This is a genomic window from Paenibacillus turpanensis (assembly GCF_011421635.1).
In the GTDB taxonomy this organism is placed as follows: Bacteria; Bacillota; Bacilli; order Paenibacillales; family YIM-B00363; genus Paenibacillus_AK; species Paenibacillus_AK turpanensis.
Window position 1 is genome coordinate 1 of record NZ_WTLI01000018.1, and the last position, 17,819, is coordinate 17,819.

A 17,819-nucleotide genomic window follows, 5' to 3' on the forward strand; every position below is an offset into this window, starting at 1 on the left:
TGAAAACTTATACATTCTTTATCGTTAAAAAAAGCAGCCTTCTGTTTGGAAGACTGCTCTCAATATAAGTATAGAAACGTAGAATTTCGATTTTACACGTAGATACCGAGTCCGTTGTCTTTAAACTGCTGGGATTTTTCCTCCATGCCTTGCTGCATCGCCGATTCCTCGTCAAGGCCGTTGGTACGGGCATATTCGCGGATATCCTGCGTAATTTTCATGCTGCAAAATTTCGGCCCGCACATGGAGCAGAAATGTGCAGTTTTCGCCCCTTCTGCCGGCAGCGTCTCGTCGTGGTATTCCATAGCGCGCTCCGGATCGAGCGAAAGGTTAAACTGGTCGCGCCAGCGGAACTCAAAGCGCGCCTTGGACAGTGCGTTGTCGCGAACCTGCGCCCCCGGATGGCCTTTGGCAAGGTCGGCCGCATGGGCGGCGATTTTATAGGCGATAACGCCTTCGCGCACGTCGTTTTTATTCGGCAGACCGAGATGCTCTTTCGGTGTAACGTAGCAGAGCATGGCCGTTCCGAAGGAGCCGATCATCGCTGCGCCGATCGCCGAAGTAATGTGGTCGTAGCCGGGAGCGATATCGGTGGTCAGCGGGCCGAGCGTGTAGAACGGCGCCTCTTGGCACACTTCCATCTGCCGGTCGACGTTCTCTTTAATCAGGTGCATCGGCACATGGCCCGGACCTTCGATGATGACCTGCACATCATGCTTCCAAGCGATTTTCGTCAGCTCGCCCAAGGTATCCAGCTCAGCGAACTGCGCTTCGTCGTTGGCGTCGGCAATTGAGCCGGGACGCAGGCCGTCTCCTAAGGAGAAGGTAACATCGTAGGCTTTCATAATTTCGCAAATTTCCTCGAAGTGCGTGTAGAGGAAGTTTTCCTTGTGGTGCGCCAGGCACCATGCCGCCATAATCGAGCCGCCGCGGGAAACGATGCCTGTCGTTCTCTTTGCCGTCATCGGCACGTAACGCAGCAGCACGCCGGCATGAATCGTGAAGTAATCCACGCCCTGCTCTGCCTGCTCGATCAACGTATCGCGGAAAATTTCCCACGACAGCTCCTCAGCTTTGCCGCCGACCTTTTCCAGCGCCTGATAAATCGGTACCGTACCGACCGGCACAGGACAATTTCGCACAATCCATTCGCGTGTCGTATGTATGTTTTTTCCGGTGGATAAATCCATGATCGTATCGGATCCCCAGCGGATCGCCCAAGTCATCTTTTCAACTTCTTCTTCGATCGATGATGTGACAGCCGAATTGCCGATATTGGCATTCACCTTCACAAGGAAGTTGCGCCCGATAATCATCGGCTCGCTTTCCGGGTGATTAATGTTAGCCGGAATGACGGCGCGGCCAGCTGCCACCTCACTGCGCACGAACTCCGGGGTCACATTCTCGCGGATCGCGATATATTCCATCTCCGGTGTAATGATCCCTTTGCGCGCATAGTGCATCTGCGTCACGTTCTGACCCGGCTTCGCCCGGCGAGGCTTACGCTTCACTTGAAACCATTCCTGATGGTTTACGCTTGCCGCTTCGGAGGATTTGTAGCCGTTATCCTCCGGAAGAATTTGACGGCCCTCGTACTCTTCGGTATCGCCGCGCTCCAATACCCATGAATCGCGGTTGGCTGGAAGGCCTTCACGAATGTTGATTGAAACGCTAGGATCGGTATACGGCCCGCTCGTATCGTACACATCAACCGGTTCGTTATCTTCGATCCCCTGCGGGCTTTCCGTCTGCGAAAGCTGAATCCGGCGGACGGGAACGCGCACGTCCGGTCTGGTCCCCTCCAAGTATACCTTGCTGCTGCCAGGGAAAGGCTGAATGCCGCTGATTTGCGGCTGTTCATTGATTGATTTCATTGAAATCCTCCTTGTCTTGGTAAGGCTTTGGCCAAATGGCGCGCTTGTTCACAAGAACCAGGGTTGCTGCACAATCGAGAGCAGCTCATCTCATGCGGCCAGAGACAGAGGCCGGCATGAACGCTATGCAGGGAGGTATACAAGTAAAAAAGACCGCTTCGGGTTAGAAGCGGTCCTCTCAAACAAAGTCCGGACGAACACGAAGCGCAGCACGCAAAAATAGCGTCCGAATGCTAGTGTCGTAGACGATGAAGAAATTCCTCCGCTGGCATTACCCAGTTCAGGTTCAACGGTCGAGGACTCCAAGTCCTCCTCTCAGCCCGGTGCATCCGAGCTCCCGCTTTGCAAGATATTCCATTATATGTTACTCAGGGACGATTATAACAGGGGAAGCAGGGGGTGTCTACCCAAACGATCAAAATTTTTAACCAAGCAGCTTCTTCCTCCCTCTCTGGTGTCGTTTTATTTATGACCTTAACGAATTCGGGTGCTCTTTGTATGACATTGTCCTGGGCGGGCGAAATGTAATCTAAACAATAAGACGCGTTTTTCCGAAATAATAGAAGACCTATATTATTCTTGGGAGGACATCAATGGGAGTACTACGTAATTTAAAGGTCGTGCAAAAGCTGTTTATTATTATTTGCATGGCGGTCGTCTTTTTGGCGTTTGTAGGCGGGACGGGTTTTTTCTATCTTAATCAAAATAACAGTGAACTGAATGAGATGTACGAGGAAGGCTTGCTGCCCGTCAAATGGATAAACGCAGCTCGCGCGCACTCCCGCGCAATCGAAGCGCAGACATTCCGAATGATGCTGGCGGATGAAAAGGATGACCGTCAAAAGGCGATCAATGAAATTGCCAAACGAGTTAGTGAATATGACGAGATGATGACGAGTGTGAAGGAAACAAATCTCGACTCTCACTTGTCGGAACAAATTACAAAGCTGGAAGCGATCACGAAGGACTATCGATTAGAGCGTCAAAAGGTGATTGAGCTGACGCTGTCGGGAAAGCAGGACGAGGCCTACCAATATTTCATGCAGAAGGCGGTTGGCTATCTCGAGCAAAATAATGATCTGCTTAGCGAAATTGCCGATTACATTGCAAAGGATGCGGATGAGTCCAATCAGACGGCGCAATCCAATTACATGGAAGCGGTCGTAATCATTATCGCGGCGATTGCTGTGGCGATCGTGCTGTGCGGCGCGCTCGGCTACTGGATTGCCCGCACCATTACAAGGCCGCTTGCAGAGCTTGAGCGTGTGGCTGCGGCTGCAGCGGATAAGGATCTTACGGTACGGAGTACATACCGCTCTAAGGATGAGCTGGGCGCATTAGCGGCATCGTTCAACCGGATGCTGGAGGATACTTCGGCGGTGATCAAGCAAATTCACAGCGCTTCGGAGCAGGTTGCGGCATCGTCTGAGCAGCTGACGGCGAGTGCGGAGCAAACGGGACAAGCCAGCGAAAACATTGCGCTAGCTTCTCAGGAGGTTGCTGCCGGAGCGGCAGACCAGTCCAATAAGGTGCAGGAAGGCTTATCGATAGCGAGCAGCATTGCCGGGGACGCTTCGGTCGCCTCAAACAATGCCCAGGTGGCTACTGCGGCGGCGCTGCAAACCGCTGAGCTGGCACAATCCGGCCGAGAGAAGATCGGCAATGCGTCGCAGAAGATGGACTTTATTTATGAGACCGTAGAAGGCATGGCCGAAGTCATTCAGAAGCTGGGCAAGCAGTCGGAGCAGATCGGCGGTATTGTCGGCATGATGACGGAAATCGCCAACCAGACGAACCTGCTTGCTCTGAATGCTTCGATTGAAGCGGCACGTGCCGGCGAGCACGGTCTCGGCTTTGCCGTAGTCGCCCAGGAGGTGCGCAAGCTGGCGGATCAATCGATCCAAGCGGCGCAGCAGGTAAACGAGCTTGTCCAAGGGATTCAGCAGCAGACGAAGGCGGCTGTCACCTCCACGCAGCAGACGGCCGACGAGGTCAGCGGAGGTCTGCGGATTGTGCATGAGGCCGGCGAGTCGTTCCAGCAAATCGGCGGTTCCATTACCGAGCTGGCTGAACAAATGCAGCAGGTGACAGACAACGTGGTCCGTATGGCTTCGGGGACCGAGACGGTCGCGAGCCTGATCCGCGATATTCATAAAATTGCCGAGGAGGCTTCCTCGGGTACGCACAACGTATCTGCGGCAACTCAGGAGCAGCTGGCGACGATGGAGGAAATGTCGGCTTCGTCCGAATACCTCGCCCAAATGGCGCAGGAAATGCAGCAGCTGATCGGCCAGTTTAAGGTGTAACGAAGAGCAGGCAGATCGCCAGAATAACAGAAAAGCTGTCCCAGCCATGTCTGGTCACCGGGTTCAAACTCGGGTACAGACATTGGCGAGGGGCAGCTTTTTTCTTTCGTGGACGGAGCGGATCGAATGGATGAACTTTCACGATTAGGAATCGTGGCGAATGTTACGTCCGGGCACGAATTTCTTTTCATCAACCATTTCATTGCGCTTTGCGGACACGGTAACATCAGTAATTTTGTAAACGGCCGTGCGGCTTCCCATGGAGGAGCGGTATTTGTCCACATGGCTTGCGGCAAGAGGGTGGTTGTAGTAGCCGGGAACATACTTCTCCAGCAATTGCTGCATCGCGCGGGTGGCTTCCTCAAGGTCAGTCACCGCCTCGGCCCGGCCGAACAGGATGACGCTCATATAAGCCGTATCGGTTTCAGCGGGAACCGGATCGGCGATCGTGCCGTACTCTTCGCTGACGGTAAAGCAGGCCCGCGGATTGCGGCGCATCATTTGAATTTTGCGGCCTTCGTCCGCGCCGTGGAAATAGATGCTGTTGTCCATCCAGACGTAATTTAACGGGATGACGTACGGTACTCCTTCATCGGCTAGGCCCAGAAAGCCGGTTTTGGCATCCTGTAAAAAACGTTCGATCAATTCACGGTCTGTGCACTCGCGAGTCATTTTTCTCATCGGCATCATCATGGTTCTCTCCTTTCGTTCAGTAATGCGTTATAATGCAATTGTACGTTTCAATTGACCTCACGATAAGATCCAGTTTTCATCATCTTTATGGGGTCAGTTTATCAAGGTCATTGAGAGGATTCCATTAGAGGATTCGTAAGGGATTCTATAAAATAATCGAAGAGAACGCAGATCAAAGGACGGGCGACACGATGGAGATTACCTTTTTTATCGATAAAATGAATCCGGCTCCGTTGTATGCGCAGCTGTATCAAGCGCTCCGGGCGAAGCTGGAGCGGGGAGAGCTGGAGGCAGGCGCGCGTCTGCCCTCGGTGCGGGAAATGGCGCGTCTGCTCGGTGTAAGCCGCAACACCGTGGAAGGCGCCTACCAGCAGCTGATCGCGGAAGGCTACGTCGAAAGCAAGCCGCGAAGCGGGCTGCGCGTGCTGGCGCTGGAGGCGCCGCTGGCGGCTGCAGAGCCTACGCGCGCAGACCCGCAGCTGGGCGCGGGACGCGGTGCCGAGCGGCAAGCGCGTGACGGAGCCGGAGTGCCGGCGGCTGCGAGGGAAAGCGGAGCCGGCGAGCCGAAAGCCGCGCCGGTTCCGCTTATTGATTTCCGCTACGGCGACATTGACGCCGGGGCGTTCCCGCTGCGCGAGTGGAGGCGCTGTCTCCACGATGCGCTGGAGCTTACGGCCGGAGATGTGCTCATGTACGGCCAAGATCAAGGCGATGCCGACCTGCGGGCAGAGATCGCCAAATATCTGGAGCGGGCGCGCGGCGTGAAGACCGCTCCCGAGCTGATCCTGCTCTGCCCGGGGACGCAGCAGGCCATCGCCCTGCTCTGCCAGCTGCTATCGCTGCAGGGCGGCGCAGCCGCGATGGAGGATCCGGGTTATGCCGGGGTGCGCGCCGTCTTCGTCAACAACGGCTGCCGGGTGCAGCCGATCCCGCTTGACGCCGATGGGATCTGTACCGAAAGCGTGGAAGCTTGCGGCGCGCCGTTGCTGTATATCACCCCGTCACATCAGCTCCCTTTCGGGATGGTTCTTCCGATTCAAAAGCGATACAAGCTGCTTCAGTGGGCGAATCAGACCGGCAGCTATATTATTGAGGATGATTACGACAGCGAGTTTCGTTACATAGGACAGCCGATTCCGGCGCTCAAGGCATTGGATACGGGAGACCGCGTCATTTATTTGGGGACGTTCTCCAAATCGTTTCTGCCCTCGGCAAGAATGAGCTATCTCGTGCTGCCCGAGGAGCTGTACAGCCAGTATCGGGCGCGTTTCGCCGCCTATAACCAAGGAGTTTCTCCGCTTCTGCAAAAGGCAGTTTATCTCATGATGCAGGACGGCCGTTTCGAAAGGCATATTCGCAAGATGCGCAAGGTGTACCAGGAGAAGCACCGGGTGCTGCTGCAGGCGGTGGACCAACAATTAGGCGGATTTGCCGAGGTGGTTGGGGAGCGCGCGGGCTTGCATATTTTGCTGAAGCTGAAGCATGGAACAGAGCAGCTGCGCATTCAGCAAGCGGCCGAGCTAGGGGTGAAAATTTACGGTACAGCGAAATACTGGATCGAGCAGGAGCGCATGCCGGATCACCATGTTCTGCTTGGCTTTGGAGGCTTGACTGCCCCGCAGATTCAAGAGGGAATTCGCCTATTAAAGCAAGCGTGGAGCTAGACCGTCACTCGATTGCCGCTTCCACGCGTTTGAATACTTTTCCAGCGATTAGGGAAAACTAGGTATTACTACTTACTCGACCGAGGGCAATATGCTACAATAGGTATGGTTTGCGGCTGGAAGCCGTTGGCTATATTTGTGAACGCAGCTTATTCCCCGGGGCAGACAGGGGTATCCGAATTGGATGGAATCGATAAGCTTAAACATATCAGCAGCTATATCAGCAAGCTCCTTCGCCGAAATTTCGGGCGGGGGCCGGATGCTTGTTACGCTTCTGTAGGCAATCAATTTCTAGTGGTCTATGTACGCGGATTCTTATCGCCGATGGAAGATATTTTGGTGAAGAAAGATCCGCTTACGGTCAGTGTCGCCAGAAAGTCGATTATCGGAAGCGCATTGAATGAGCTGAAGGGTGTTATTCATCTAACGCTTGATGTAGAGGTGCTGGAGTTTTACCACGACTGGAATTTCCCCAATAATACGGGGATGATCGTAGCGCTGTTGGATCGAAAGCTGGAGCCGTTCGAGCCCGTCACTGACGGTCCGATTCCGGACTTTTCGATGCTGGAGGAAGAGGTTGCTCGGCTTAGCGCTCTTGTGCAGAAGGTTCCAGACCAAATGGAGATTGTGCCGATTCACTCCAGACTGTATATTGTTGTCCGGGAAGGAATACTCATTCCGATCGAGAAGGCATTGATCCATAGAGGGTTTGAGCAGGAGCTGCTGTTTGTTAAAGATGACCTGGAGAAAACGTATTTCCATCGGGACGGCCGTTTCCAGCAGTACTTTGGAAGAGATGTGCTCGACATTTTCTTTACTTGGAATCTGGCAAGGGACAAAAGCTATATTGGATTTATTTTAAAATAAGATAGCGGGTAAACACGAGAATCGGCAGAAGGCCGAAGTCGCCGTGTGGCCCGGCTCCTATGAAGGAGTCGGGCTTTTTTGCGTGAAAAGGGAGGCATGCATGGAATGAAACCGAGTAATCGGGGCATGGGAGAGGTTCCGTTATGGCGTTCGATGCCATGGAGACTTTCCTTGTGCGTTGTTTTGGGGATTGCCGTTGATCAAATAATGTATTGGCTGCTGGATGCAAAATTATTCGTAAGGGTGTGGGCGTTATTTTCGTGGACCGCAGTCGTTTTTCTCGGTGTCATGCTGTATAAGCTGCGAGAAAATCAAAAGCAGAAGCAGAAAGAGATTGAAAGAGAAATCGGGGCAGGGCAAGAGCTGCTGGAGCAGTCGGAGAAGCTGACGATGGTCGGAGTGCTTGCGGCGGGAATCGCGCATGAAATTCGCAACCCGCTCACCAGCCTTCGCGGATTTGTCCAGCTGACACAGGGGAATCACCCGGAGTACAGCAGAATCATGCTGTCGGAAATCGACCGGATTAATCAAATCGTAGGGGAGATGCTGGTGCTCGCTAAGCCGTCTTCCCCCACCTTCGAGCCGCAGCGAATCGATCGGGTGATGTGGCATGTGATGGCGCTGATGCGGGCGCAGGCGCTGCTCAAAAACGTCGAACTGAACATCTTTTACGATCGCGGCGCAGAAGCGAAGGTGATCCACTGCGAGGAAAATCGAATCAAGCAGGTCTTTATTAATATCATTAAGAACGGCATTGAGGCGATGCCGCAAGGTGGTCTCATCGAGGTGAAGGCTTCGGTAGAAGGAGGCTATGCGGTTATCCAGGTCTTGGACGAGGGAACGGGAATGACGAAGGAGCAGCTGGAGCAGGTGGGAAAGCCGTTTTTTTCGGGCAAAGAAAAGGGTACAGGGCTCGGAATTATGGTGTGCCAGCGAATTTTGGACGAGCATAGCGGGTTTCTCCGATTTGAGCCAAACCCGTCGGGAAAAGGCACGGCGGCGATCGTCGGGATTCCGCTTTTCCACAAATAACCGCCGAGTCAATCCGTTTACAGGGACGCAAAATTTTATTAAAATAGTGATACTTTCGGCTGCGCCCGTACATACTAAAGAAGAAAGGAAAATTAAGCCTTTCTTTTAAAGGTGGGAAGCGAGTGTCGCCGTTGCAAGAGTCAAAGCAGAGTCCAAGCCAGCCGCAGCTGATGATCGGAAGCTATATTGGAAAGCTTCTACGGGACAATTTCGGCAAAGGACCGGAGTCGGTTTATGTTTCCATGGGGTATACCTTTATTACGATTTATTTGCGTAACTTTCTTACGCCTTCGGAAAGGGTATTGCTCGAGCAGGATCAAGACATGATCATCTTGCAGATGCGGGAAAAGCTGATGGAAACGCTGGTTCCTGAAATGAAAACCTATATCTCGGTGGTTACCGGAATTCGTCCGCGCGAGATGTACTTTGATTGGAATTTGCACAATCGTTCCGGCATGATTGTTGGGATTACGTCGGAGCCGTTCAAAGAGGCGGCGGACATTCAGGAAGTTTACGAGAATAAGCAATTGCTGGAATATGAAATCGTGAAGATCAGCCAGCAGGCGCAGAAGGCGCCGGAGGAAATCTACTCCTGCCTGCTGAATCCGAGAACACTGGTTGTGGTTCGCAACGGGATTCTGGTTCGGATTGAAAAGGAACTCATTCGTCTGGGACACGCTGATCTGCTTAAACGGGTCAAGCGAAACCTGGAAAAAAGCTATCTTCATAACAATAGCGCTTTTGAATCGCTCTTATCGAAGAGAGTGATTGACATCTTAGTCGATTGGGACTTTGTTTTAGACAAAAGCGTAATTTTATTCATACTTAACCCTAAACCGCCTTCAGGTGGAAATGTCATGGACATGGTTGACACGGACTATGAGCCAAACATGAGCCGGAACGGGATGCAGGATCCTTAGCGATCTGCGCCTGTTTCGGTTTTTTTATGTAATTTTTTCATTCCATATTGCTTGATTTGCTACAGGAGGAGTATGTGATGCATCACCATTTCGATTTTTTGAACCGCGCAGCGATATTTGACGAACTGTCCGCTGCTGTCGCTTGGCAGCTTCGCAAAACCATCGATCATCTGCAGCAGGGGATCCATTTTAACTTTTCGGCCCACAAGCTGAAAAGGCGGCGGACGGAAAAACAAGCGCTGGATCATCTGTTTTCCCGAATTGAGAATTTGCTGCAGGCGCTGATGGATGAAGGGGATGAGGCTGCGGGGAAAATGGCTGCCCGGGTGCGCAAGCTGGAGACTGCTTACGAACTGCGCGATCTGCTTGAGGCACTAGAAAAAGAAATGGAGCTGTTCATCCGGAACATGGGCTATGAACAGCTGACTGCTATTTTCGTAGAGCGTGTCAATTACATGCAGGCGCTCTTGCGGGAGCTGCTGGCATTGTTCGCCACCTCACCCTCTAGAATTTCGAAGGGAGTCGCTTTTGTAGATTAGCTGAAAATGCTGTCGTTCCTCCCTCTTTGGTGTCGAATAATATCAACGTTTGACTAGCAGCGACGAAACTAAACCTCAATGATTTTGTTGGGCGCTATGAAGGAAATCTATGGATCTCGTCGAATTACCTACAAGCAAGTTGTCCATTCAACTTCATATTCGTAAATTAGGTGCCTTTGCGAGAGCAAAGGGTAACAGGGAATCGGGTGAAAATCCTGAGCGGTCCCGCCACTGTATACGGGGAGTGCGCTTCCACGAACGTCACTCGGGCGAAAGCCCGGGGAAGACGGAAGCCTGCGAAGATCCGAGAGCCAGGAGACCTACCTAGTTTATGTACCCAATTGCCTTCGCGGAAAGGAGAGGTATACGATGATGCATGAACTCACGATTAAGGTGATTCTACTATCTGACTACACGTACTCTTGACCATTCCCTATGAGGACTGGTCTTTTTTGTGTCGCCGTACATAGAAATAGGAATAGTTTATTAGGAGGATAAAAATGAATCGGAAAAAAAGACTCTCGTTGCTGCTCGTGGTGGCAGGCTTTGTCTTGTACTTTTTAATAAATGAGCCTCAAACGGCATATGCGATGCACATTATGGAAGGTTTCCTGCCAATCGGCTGGGCGGTTTTTTGGTGGGCAGCGTTCCTTCCTTTCTTCGTGCTCGGTCTGCGTTCATTGAATCGAATTGTAAAGGAGACGCCGGAGCTGAAAATTTTCCTCGGTTTGGCCGGAGCGTTTACGTTTGTGCTTTCCGCCCTGAAAATTCCTTCCGTGACCGGCAGCAGCTCGCATCCGACAGGTACAGGCCTTGGCACGGTTATGTTCGGACCGCTGCCGATGAGCGTGCTTGGCTCGATTGTCCTGCTCTTTCAAGCCGTGCTGCTTGCCCATGGAGGGTTGACAACGCTTGGGGCGAACGCATTTTCGATGGCGGTAGCAGGTCCGATGGTCGGTTATTTTGTATACCGCGGGCTGATGAAATCAACCGGCAGGCAAAAGCTTGCGATTTTTTCTGCGGCGGCTTTCGCTGACTTATCCACATATATTGTGACAGCAGTCCAGCTGTCTCTTGCCTTTCCGGCGGAATATGGCGGCTTCGCCGCATCCTTCGTCAAATTTGGAGGCATTTTCGGGCTAACCCAGATTCCGCTTGCGGTCAGTGAGGGGCTGCTCACGGTGCTGATTTGGAACTGGCTCCAGTCTTACAGCCCCAATGAGTTTTCGCTGCTTCAGCAAAAAATGAAAGGAGTCCGTTCGTGATGATCAGAACGAAAAATATAGTGATCCTGCTTGCAGTTATTGCGCTGGCCGTGCTGCCGCTGTTGTTTGTAGAGGGTGAATTCGGAGGCGCGGACGGAGCTGCGGAGGAAATGATAGTGACACTTGCTCCGCAGTACGAGCCGTGGTTTCAATCGTTTTTCGAGCCGCCTGCGGAGACGGAGAGCGCGCTGTTTGCGCTTCAGGCTGCGCTCGGAGCGGGCTTTATCGGGTATGTAATCGGCCTGTTTAAAGGCAGAGCGTCTAAATCCGCCGGAACCAAATGATACGGCTGCTTGATACCCTCTCGTATTCCAATAAGCTGCGGAGCGTTTCCCCGTTGTGGAAATGCAGCTTCGCAGCTGTTTTATTCGTTTTGGCGTATGCTTCACACGAGCTTGTGCAGCTGCTGATCACCGTATGGGTGCTGCGCTGGGTTGTCCGATACGGTGGGGTGTCGTTACGCAGCTATGCTCTGCTGCTGGTGCCTCCCTGTTTATTTTATGCGGTCAGCCTGCCCGCTCTGCTGTTGGAAGCGGCCCCGGCGGAAGAGGTGACGGACGCTGTCCGGACATTAGCTGCGGTTGGTCCGTGGAACGGTTGGACGGTTTATGTTTCGGAGGAGGGCGCGCAGCGGGCGTGGAGCTTGTTTTTCCGCATTGCGGCGTGCGGCTCCTGCTTGTTATTCGTCGTTGTGTCGACGCCGGTTTCGGAGCTTTTTCAGGTGATGAAGAAGCTCGGCATGCCGTCCTTAGTGCTGGAAATTATGCAAATCATGTACCGCTTTTTGTTTCTGCTTACGGACACGGCGGAGCAGCTGCTGATTGCGCAGCGGGCGCGGGGCGGACAGCTTGGCTTTAAGCGAAAAATAGCCGACACGGCGATCATCATCACGAAGCTGTTTGGGAAAACGATGCAGCGGTATACGGGCTTGACCTACGGGCTTACAGCAAGAGGCTTTATGGATGAACTTCGGCTGACGCCTTATGAAAAGAGGCCGATGCTACCTCGCCGCTACCGCTGGGAAAGCGCTGTGGGGGTGTTTATTTGCATCATCATCGAAATAGGGCTGCGTTGGAGGGAAGCGGGATGGAACCCATTGTAACGGCGGAAAATGTCAGCTTTGCGTACCCGGGTACGTCGCAATCGGCGCTGCGAAATGTAACGCTGCGGATTCCAGCAGGGAAAAGAACCGCGCTCTGCGGACACAACGGCTCCGGAAAGTCAACGTTTTTCCTTCAAGCGGCCGGTCTGCACCAGCCTTCCGAAGGCCGGATGCTTTGGGGGGATTCGCCCTATTCCTATCGATCCGCAGCGCTTAGAGAGCTGAGGCAACGAATCGGTCTTGTGCTGCAGGACCCGGAGCATCAGCTTATTTTAAATACGCCTCGCGAGGATATTTCATACGGGCTGCGCAATGCGGGCTTCAGCGAGCAGGAGATTGCCCGTCGCACCGCGCAGTCGCTTGCCGCTATGGGGCTCGAAGCGCTAGCCGATACGCCGCTGCATCATTTGAGCATCGGGTTGAAAAAGCGCGTTGCGCTGGCCGGCGTGCTTGTACTGGAGCCGAAGCTGCTGCTATTGGATGAGCCGACGGCATATTTGGACCGCGCGTCGGAGCGCCGCTTGGTGGATGAGCTGAACCGGGCGCATGACAGCGGCATTACGGTCGTGATGGCGACGCACGATATGGACTTAGCTTACGCTTGGGCCGATTGGGTCATCATAATGGACGGCGGCCGCGTCGTGATGGAGGGCGAGCCGACGGCGATCTTTCGCGACCGTGCGGCGCTGCTTGCGTTAGGGCTGGAGCAGCCGCTGCTGATGGAGCTGTGGCAATCGCTTCCGTCGGAAGCTGCAGGGGAAGGGGCTGCTCCGCGTACGAAGGAGCAGTTTAAACGTTTTTTGAGCGAGCGGGTTAGGTGAAAGGGAGGCGGTCACACAGATGTGGCCGTTTTTTTTATGGATAGATAGCCTCTAACTCAACAACCCGCCCCGCCACCAGTCCTTATTTTGAAGGCGAAGCGGGGGCGGGGTATACTAGATTTGGAGAAATATCTTTGAAGAAGGCGGGCATGGCATGTCGGAAAATCAATCGGTGTTGAAAAAGCTGCAGCTAAAAGATGAATCGGTTCCCATGTTAATAATAAATATGCCGGAGCAGCTGGTTGAGCTGAAGTCTGAGCTACCTTCAGACCTGCATACCGGAATTCATGAGGATACGGAATATGGGTTTGTGCTCGTGTTCGGCACCTCGAACGCAGCGCTGCGGGAGGCTGGTAAGGCGGCAGCCGGGGCGGTGGCGGACGATGGGCTGCTCTGGCTGTGCTACCCGAAAAAAACGTCGAAGCTTTACAAAGGGAGCGATTGCAGCCGCGATACGGTCGCCGGGCTGCTGGCGGAGGAAGGGTTTGAGCCTGTTAGACAAATAGCGATAGATGAAGACTGGTCGGCGCTGCGTTTCCGGCCGGTGGAACAGATCAAGACGATGACTCGCAAGTTTGCCGTGACGGCCAAGGGGCAGGAGCGGACCGGGCGTTCTGCTGCTGAGGCTGCGGAAAAAACGGAGCAGTCATGAGCAGGCTTCCGATCGAGGATGTAATCGGGGAGCTGCAGGAAGCGCTGCGTTCTCGTTCGTGTGCTGTACTTGTGGCCCCTCCGGGAGCGGGGAAGACGACGCGGGTGCCGCTTGCATTATTGGAGGAGCCGTGGCTGGCGGGCAAGCGCATCGTTATACTGGAACCGCGAAGATTGGCCGCCCGCAGTGCGGCGCGGTTTATGGCTGCTCTTCTCGGGGAGCAGGTCGGAGGGACCGTCGGGTACCGGGTTCGATCGGATACGAAGGTCGGACCTTCTACCCGCATAGAAGTCGTGACCGAGGGTGTGCTGACGCGTATGCTGCAGTCCGATCAGGCGCTGGAGCAGGTCGGTGCAGTGCTGTTTGACGAGTTTCATGAGCGGCATCTGCATGGGGACCTGGGGCTTGCGCTGTGCTTGCAGTCGCAGGAGCTGCTGCGGGAAGATCTGCGTCTCGTGGTCATGTCCGCTACGCTTGATGCGGAGCCGGTCGCACGGCTGCTGGGAGAAGCGCCGATTATTGTGAGTGAAGGGCGTATGTATCCGGTCGAAACTCGCTACGCGGAGCGCTCTATGCAGGAACGGGTGGAGACGGCGGCAGCACGTAAGGTAAGAGAGGCGCTGGCCGCGGAGCCCGGCGATGTGCTGGTCTTTTTGCCGGGGGCGGGAGAGATTCGCCGCACCGCGGAGGAGCTGCTGCGAGGCGGCGGGATGGCTGGGGTGCGCGTTGCGCAGCTGTACGGGAATATGCCGCTGGAGGAGCAGGATCGCGCGCTTGCGCCGTGTGCAAAGGGAGAGCGCAAGGTGGTTTTGGCGACGTCGATTGCAGAGACGAGCTTGACGGTAGAAGGCGTGCGTGTCGTGATCGACGCCGGATTGATGCGGGTGCAGCGGTTTTCGCCGCGCACGGGAATGTCGCGGCTGGAGACGGTGCCGGTCTCCAAGGCTTCGGCGGATCAACGGCGGGGCCGCGCAGGCCGGGTTGCACCGGGCGTGTGCTACCGTCTGTGGACGGAAGGTGAGCACCGCTTCCTGCCGGAGCATCATGCGCCGGAGATCGCCGAGGCGGATCTCGCGCCGCTGGCGCTGGAGCTGGCCGCCTGGGGCGCGAACGATCCGGCCGAGCTGCGCTGGCTGGACGAGCCGCCGCAAGCGGCCTACGCGCAGGCGCTGGAGCTGCTGCAGCGGCTCGGGGCGCTCGCAGCGGACGGCAGCCTGACGCCGTACGGCCGGCGCATGGCGGCGCTTGGCGCGCATCCGCGGCTGGCGCATATGCTGCTGCAGGCCGTTCCCCTTGGGCTGGGCGGGCTCGCGTGCGAGCTGGCCGCTCTGCTGGGGGAACGCGACGTGCTGCGCGGCGTGCACGACGCCGATATGCGCCTGCGGCTCGACGCGCTGCGCGGGGCGCCGCATCTGCGCGAGCGCGCCGACGAGGCCTCGCTGCGGCGGGCCGCGACGGAAGCGGCGCGCTGGCGGCGCGAGCTCGGCGTACCGGCGGGCGGGGCCTCGCCGGGGGACGCGGAGCGCAGCGGGCTGCTGCTCGCGTACGCGTTCCCCGACCGCGTCGGACAGCGCCGGGAGAGCGGCGGCCGCTTCCTGCTGTCGGGCGGGCGCGGCGCCGTGCTTCCCGGGCAGCAGCCGCTGGCCGCGGAGGAATATATCGTCGCGGTCGAGCTGGACGACAGCGGGACGGAGAGCCGCATCCAGCTCGCGGCGGCATGCCGTCTTGCCGAGCTGGAGGAGCATTTCGGCGCTGCCATACAGCGCAGCGACAGGGTGTTCTGGGACCGGGAGTCTCAGACGGTCCGGGGCAGGCGGCAGCATCGGCTGGGTGCGCTGCTGCTGAAGGATGCGCCGCTGCCCGAGCTGCCCCCGGAAGCGGCAGCCGAGGCGCTGCTGGAGGGCGTCGCCGCGGAAGGGCTCACGCTGCTCCAGTGGACGAAGGCGGCGCGGGCGCTGCAGGCGCGCCTCGTCTTTATGAAGCGGCAGGAGCCGGAGGAGTGGCCGGCCGCCGATGACGACAGCCTGCTGCGCAGCCTGCGGGAATGGCTGCTGCCGCAGCTTTACGGCATGAGAAGCCGTGCCGATTTGCAGCGCCTGAACCTGGCGCAGCTGCTGGAGGCGATGCTGCCCTGGGAGCAGCGCCGCAGACTTGACGACGAAGCGCCGACGCATCTCGTCATCCCAAGCGGCTCGCGCATCCCGATCGATTACAGCGATCCCGATGCGCCTGCGCTGAATGTGCGGCTGCAGGAGCTGTTCGGGTTAGCCGAAACGCCGAGAATCGGCGGAGGGCGGGTGCCGATCACCATGCACCTGCTGTCTCCGGCCCAACGGCCTGTACAGATTACGCGCGATTTACGCAGCTTTTGGAATCATACGTACTTTGAGATCAAGAAAGATTTAAAAGGGCGATATCCGAAGCATTACTGGCCGGATGACCCGTGGAATGCAGCGGCCACAAGCCGGGTGCGTCCGAAGCCGACTTAAACCGATCCTCCGATTGTGGAACAGACAGTCCCGCCATGATGGTATGCAGCTGTCGTTGTCGGGGCCTGCGGCAACTAAGCGTTCCTCTTCAATAAGGCTGTTATCAGTCATTGAGCAGGGACCTTCCATTGGCTAAAGCGAAAAAGACCTCAATCCCACCAGTCCGGTGATAGGGATTGAGGTCTTTTATTTTCCTTGTTACCGCTTTGCTGAGCGAGGCTTTGCTTCCCGCTCGCTTGATCATGCCTGCTGAACAGCCGTCTGCCTTTGGTTGTCCGGCGCTGCCGACTCGGCGGAGCGCATGCGGCGGATCTCTCGCTTCATCATAAGCGAGAGCACCAGTGCGGCCGCGATCGGACCGGCAAAGCTGTAAAACACCGCATCGTAGCTTTGCGTCGAATCGCGGATTGCGGCGGCTGCCATCGGTCCGGCCGCCCCTGCAAACGACCATGCGGTGAGCAGGTATCCGTTAATTTCGCTAAGATGCTTCATTCCGAACAAGTCGCTGACAAACGCCGAAAGGGAAGCGAAGCCGCCTCCATAGAAAGTGAGTATGATGAAAATGAAGGCCTGGAAAAGCACTGGATTCGTAATGGACGGCATGAGAAGGAACAGCACCACCTGCGCTGCAAAAAAGACAAGAAATACGTTGCCGCGCCCGATATAATCGGACAGCGTGCCCCAGCCGATCCGCCCTCCGCCGTTAAAAAGGCCCATCACGCCGACCATTGCGGCTGCGGAAACGGCGGTAAGGCCCACCTTCTCCTGAGCCATAGGCGAGGCGACGGAAATGAGCGTAATACCGGCCGAAATATTGACGAACATCATCGCCCATAACAGCCAAAACCGCTTTGTTCGGACCGCTTGACCCGGTGTCAGCGGCGCAGGCTCGAATCCGCGTGAATGGGCAGCTTTGCTGGACGCAGCCGTCGTCTTGCTGCCTCCGGGCGTCCAGCCTGCAGGCGGCTTTTCCAAATAAACCGAACCGCAGACAATGAGAAGGAAATAAACTCCGGCGAGCACCAAATAGGTTTGGGACAGACCGACCAGATCGATCAGCTTCACCGCGACCGGACTGCAAATAAGAGCGCCGGCGCCAAAGCCCATAACGGCGAGCCCGGTTGCCAAACCCTTACGGTCGGGAAACCAGGCCATCAGGGTTGAGACGGGGGCTAAATAACCGATCCCGAGTCCGATTCCGCTGACTACCCCGTACGTTGCATAAAACAATGCGAGCGAGCCGACGTCAACCGCCCAGCCCGCACCGGCAAGACCGGCGGCAAACAGCACAGCTGCGGCAAAAGCCGATTTGCGCGGACCAAGCTTCTCGACAAAGCGTCCAAATACAGCGGCGGACATCCCGAGGAAAAAAATCGCGATCGTAAAAGCAAAAGCGACCTGCGTACCGCTCCATCCAAGCTTTTCTTCCAGCGGGTGCTTAAATACGCTGTACGCGTAGGCAGACCCGATCGATAAATGGATGGCTACGGCTGAGACGGCAATGCCCCAACGGTTCTTCCTTACAGTTTTCTCCACGACGCTTCCACACCTTTTCCCGAAAATGTGTTATTCTCTCTACAGCTTTGCTCATGGCC

15 protein-coding genes and 2 riboswitches are annotated in these 17,819 nt (G+C 55.7%); of the genes, 12 read left to right on the top strand and 3 right to left on the bottom strand.

The genetic code is table 11. The features are described from left to right. Positions 1-92: 92 nt before the first annotated feature. Positions 93-1,874 (bottom strand): phosphomethylpyrimidine synthase ThiC, encoded by a 1,782-nt coding sequence (gene thiC, locus GQS10_RS16385; protein WP_166244131.1) that lies wholly within the window; start codon positions 1,872-1,874, stop codon positions 93-95. A 240-nt stretch (positions 1,875-2,114) separates the two neighbouring features. After that, positions 2,115-2,225: riboswitch (TPP riboswitch) on the bottom strand. A gap of 242 nt (positions 2,226-2,467) precedes the next feature. Between thiC and GQS10_RS16390 the strand changes: the two genes are divergently transcribed. After that, the gene (locus tag GQS10_RS16390; RefSeq protein WP_166244133.1) at positions 2,468-4,180 is read left to right on the top strand and encodes a methyl-accepting chemotaxis protein; all 1,713 of its coding nucleotides are present in this window, start codon (positions 2,468-2,470) and stop codon (positions 4,178-4,180) included. 144 nt (positions 4,181-4,324) lie between these two features. Here GQS10_RS16390 and GQS10_RS16395 read toward each other — a convergent pair whose 3' ends face one another. Further along, the gene (locus tag GQS10_RS16395) at positions 4,325-4,870 is read right to left on the bottom strand and encodes a pyridoxamine 5'-phosphate oxidase family protein (protein ID WP_207952311.1); all 546 of its coding nucleotides are present in this window, start codon (positions 4,868-4,870) and stop codon (positions 4,325-4,327) included. Between the two features lie 194 nt (positions 4,871-5,064). Between GQS10_RS16395 and pdxR the strand changes: the two genes are divergently transcribed. The 11 genes from pdxR to hrpB all read left to right on the top strand — a co-directional run bounded on the left by pdxR (position 5,065) and on the right by hrpB (position 16,224). Further along, positions 5,065-6,537, top strand: a complete 1,473-nt coding sequence (pdxR, locus tag GQS10_RS16400; RefSeq protein ID WP_166244135.1) for a MocR-like pyridoxine biosynthesis transcription factor PdxR — start codon at positions 5,065-5,067, stop codon at positions 6,535-6,537. 126 nt (positions 6,538-6,663) lie between these two features. Continuing rightward, positions 6,664-7,404, top strand: a complete 741-nt coding sequence (locus GQS10_RS16405) for a Na-translocating system protein MpsC family protein (protein ID WP_243735219.1) — start codon at positions 6,664-6,666, stop codon at positions 7,402-7,404. A 105-nt stretch (positions 7,405-7,509) separates the two neighbouring features. Beyond that, positions 7,510-8,436 (top strand): ATP-binding protein, encoded by a 927-nt coding sequence (locus GQS10_RS16410; protein WP_166244137.1) that lies wholly within the window; start codon positions 7,510-7,512, stop codon positions 8,434-8,436. A 122-nt stretch (positions 8,437-8,558) separates the two neighbouring features. Next, positions 8,559-9,356, top strand: coding sequence for a Na-translocating system protein MpsC family protein (locus tag GQS10_RS16415; protein ID WP_341805087.1), 798 nt, complete (start codon positions 8,559-8,561; stop codon positions 9,354-9,356). 77 nt (positions 9,357-9,433) lie between these two features. Beyond that, positions 9,434-9,895 carry a 2-hydroxyacyl-CoA dehydratase gene (locus tag GQS10_RS16420; RefSeq protein ID WP_166244139.1) on the top strand — a complete coding sequence of 154 codons (462 nt, stop codon included), beginning with the start codon at positions 9,434-9,436 and terminating at the stop codon, positions 9,893-9,895. 151 nt (positions 9,896-10,046) lie between these two features. Then, positions 10,047-10,237, top strand: a riboswitch (cobalamin riboswitch). 158 nt (positions 10,238-10,395) lie between these two features. Beyond that, the gene (locus tag GQS10_RS16425; protein ID WP_166244141.1) at positions 10,396-11,160 is read left to right on the top strand and encodes an energy-coupling factor ABC transporter permease; all 765 of its coding nucleotides are present in this window, start codon (positions 10,396-10,398) and stop codon (positions 11,158-11,160) included. Further along, complete coding sequence (locus GQS10_RS16430; RefSeq protein ID WP_166244143.1) at positions 11,160-11,444, top strand: energy-coupling factor ABC transporter substrate-binding protein; 285 nt, start codon at positions 11,160-11,162, stop codon at positions 11,442-11,444. The genes GQS10_RS16425 and GQS10_RS16430 overlap by 1 nt, the downstream gene beginning before the upstream one ends. Continuing rightward, the gene (cbiQ, locus tag GQS10_RS16435; RefSeq protein ID WP_166244145.1) at positions 11,441-12,262 is read left to right on the top strand and encodes a cobalt ECF transporter T component CbiQ; all 822 of its coding nucleotides are present in this window, start codon (positions 11,441-11,443) and stop codon (positions 12,260-12,262) included. The genes GQS10_RS16430 and cbiQ overlap by 4 nt, the downstream gene beginning before the upstream one ends. After that, positions 12,247-13,083, top strand: a complete 837-nt coding sequence (locus GQS10_RS16440; RefSeq protein WP_166244147.1) for an energy-coupling factor ABC transporter ATP-binding protein — start codon at positions 12,247-12,249, stop codon at positions 13,081-13,083. The genes cbiQ and GQS10_RS16440 overlap by 16 nt, the downstream gene beginning before the upstream one ends. Before the next feature lie 154 nt (positions 13,084-13,237). Beyond that, a complete protein-coding gene (locus GQS10_RS16445) occupies positions 13,238-13,735 on the top strand; it encodes a DUF3052 domain-containing protein (protein ID WP_166244149.1) in 498 nt (165 codons plus the stop codon). Continuing rightward, positions 13,732-16,224, top strand: coding sequence for an ATP-dependent helicase HrpB (gene hrpB / locus GQS10_RS16450; RefSeq protein WP_166244151.1), 2,493 nt, complete (start codon positions 13,732-13,734; stop codon positions 16,222-16,224). The genes GQS10_RS16445 and hrpB overlap by 4 nt, the downstream gene beginning before the upstream one ends. Positions 16,225-16,464: 240 nt before the next feature. Here hrpB and GQS10_RS16455 read toward each other — a convergent pair whose 3' ends face one another. Continuing rightward, positions 16,465-17,760: an L-lactate MFS transporter gene (locus GQS10_RS16455; protein ID WP_166244153.1), complete on the bottom strand. Its 1,296-nt coding sequence runs from the start codon at positions 17,758-17,760 to the stop codon at positions 16,465-16,467. Positions 17,761-17,819: the final 59 nt, after the last annotated feature.

Coding starts and splice junctions, on each gene's coding strand:
- pdxR (WP_166244135.1), top strand. CDS start 5,065: ATGGAGATTACCTTTTTTATCGATAAAATGAATCCGGCTCCGTTGTAT.
- GQS10_RS16410 (WP_166244137.1), top strand. CDS start 7,510: ATGAAACCGAGTAATCGGGGCATGGGAGAGGTTCCGTTATGGCGTTCG.
- GQS10_RS16425 (WP_166244141.1), top strand. CDS start 10,396: ATGAATCGGAAAAAAAGACTCTCGTTGCTGCTCGTGGTGGCAGGCTTT.
- GQS10_RS16395 (WP_207952311.1), bottom strand. CDS start 4,870: ATGATGCCGATGAGAAAAATGACTCGCGAGTGCACAGACCGTGAATTG.
- GQS10_RS16440 (WP_166244147.1), top strand. CDS start 12,247: ATGGAACCCATTGTAACGGCGGAAAATGTCAGCTTTGCGTACCCGGGT.
- hrpB (WP_166244151.1), top strand. CDS start 13,732: ATGAGCAGGCTTCCGATCGAGGATGTAATCGGGGAGCTGCAGGAAGCG.
- GQS10_RS16430 (WP_166244143.1), top strand. CDS start 11,160: ATGATCAGAACGAAAAATATAGTGATCCTGCTTGCAGTTATTGCGCTG.
- GQS10_RS16390 (WP_166244133.1), top strand. CDS start 2,468: ATGGGAGTACTACGTAATTTAAAGGTCGTGCAAAAGCTGTTTATTATT.
- thiC (WP_166244131.1), bottom strand. CDS start 1,874: ATGAAATCAATCAATGAACAGCCGCAAATCAGCGGCATTCAGCCTTTC.
- cbiQ (WP_166244145.1), top strand. CDS start 11,441: ATGATACGGCTGCTTGATACCCTCTCGTATTCCAATAAGCTGCGGAGC.
- GQS10_RS16420 (WP_166244139.1), top strand. CDS start 9,434: ATGCATCACCATTTCGATTTTTTGAACCGCGCAGCGATATTTGACGAA.
- GQS10_RS16445 (WP_166244149.1), top strand. CDS start 13,238: ATGTCGGAAAATCAATCGGTGTTGAAAAAGCTGCAGCTAAAAGATGAA.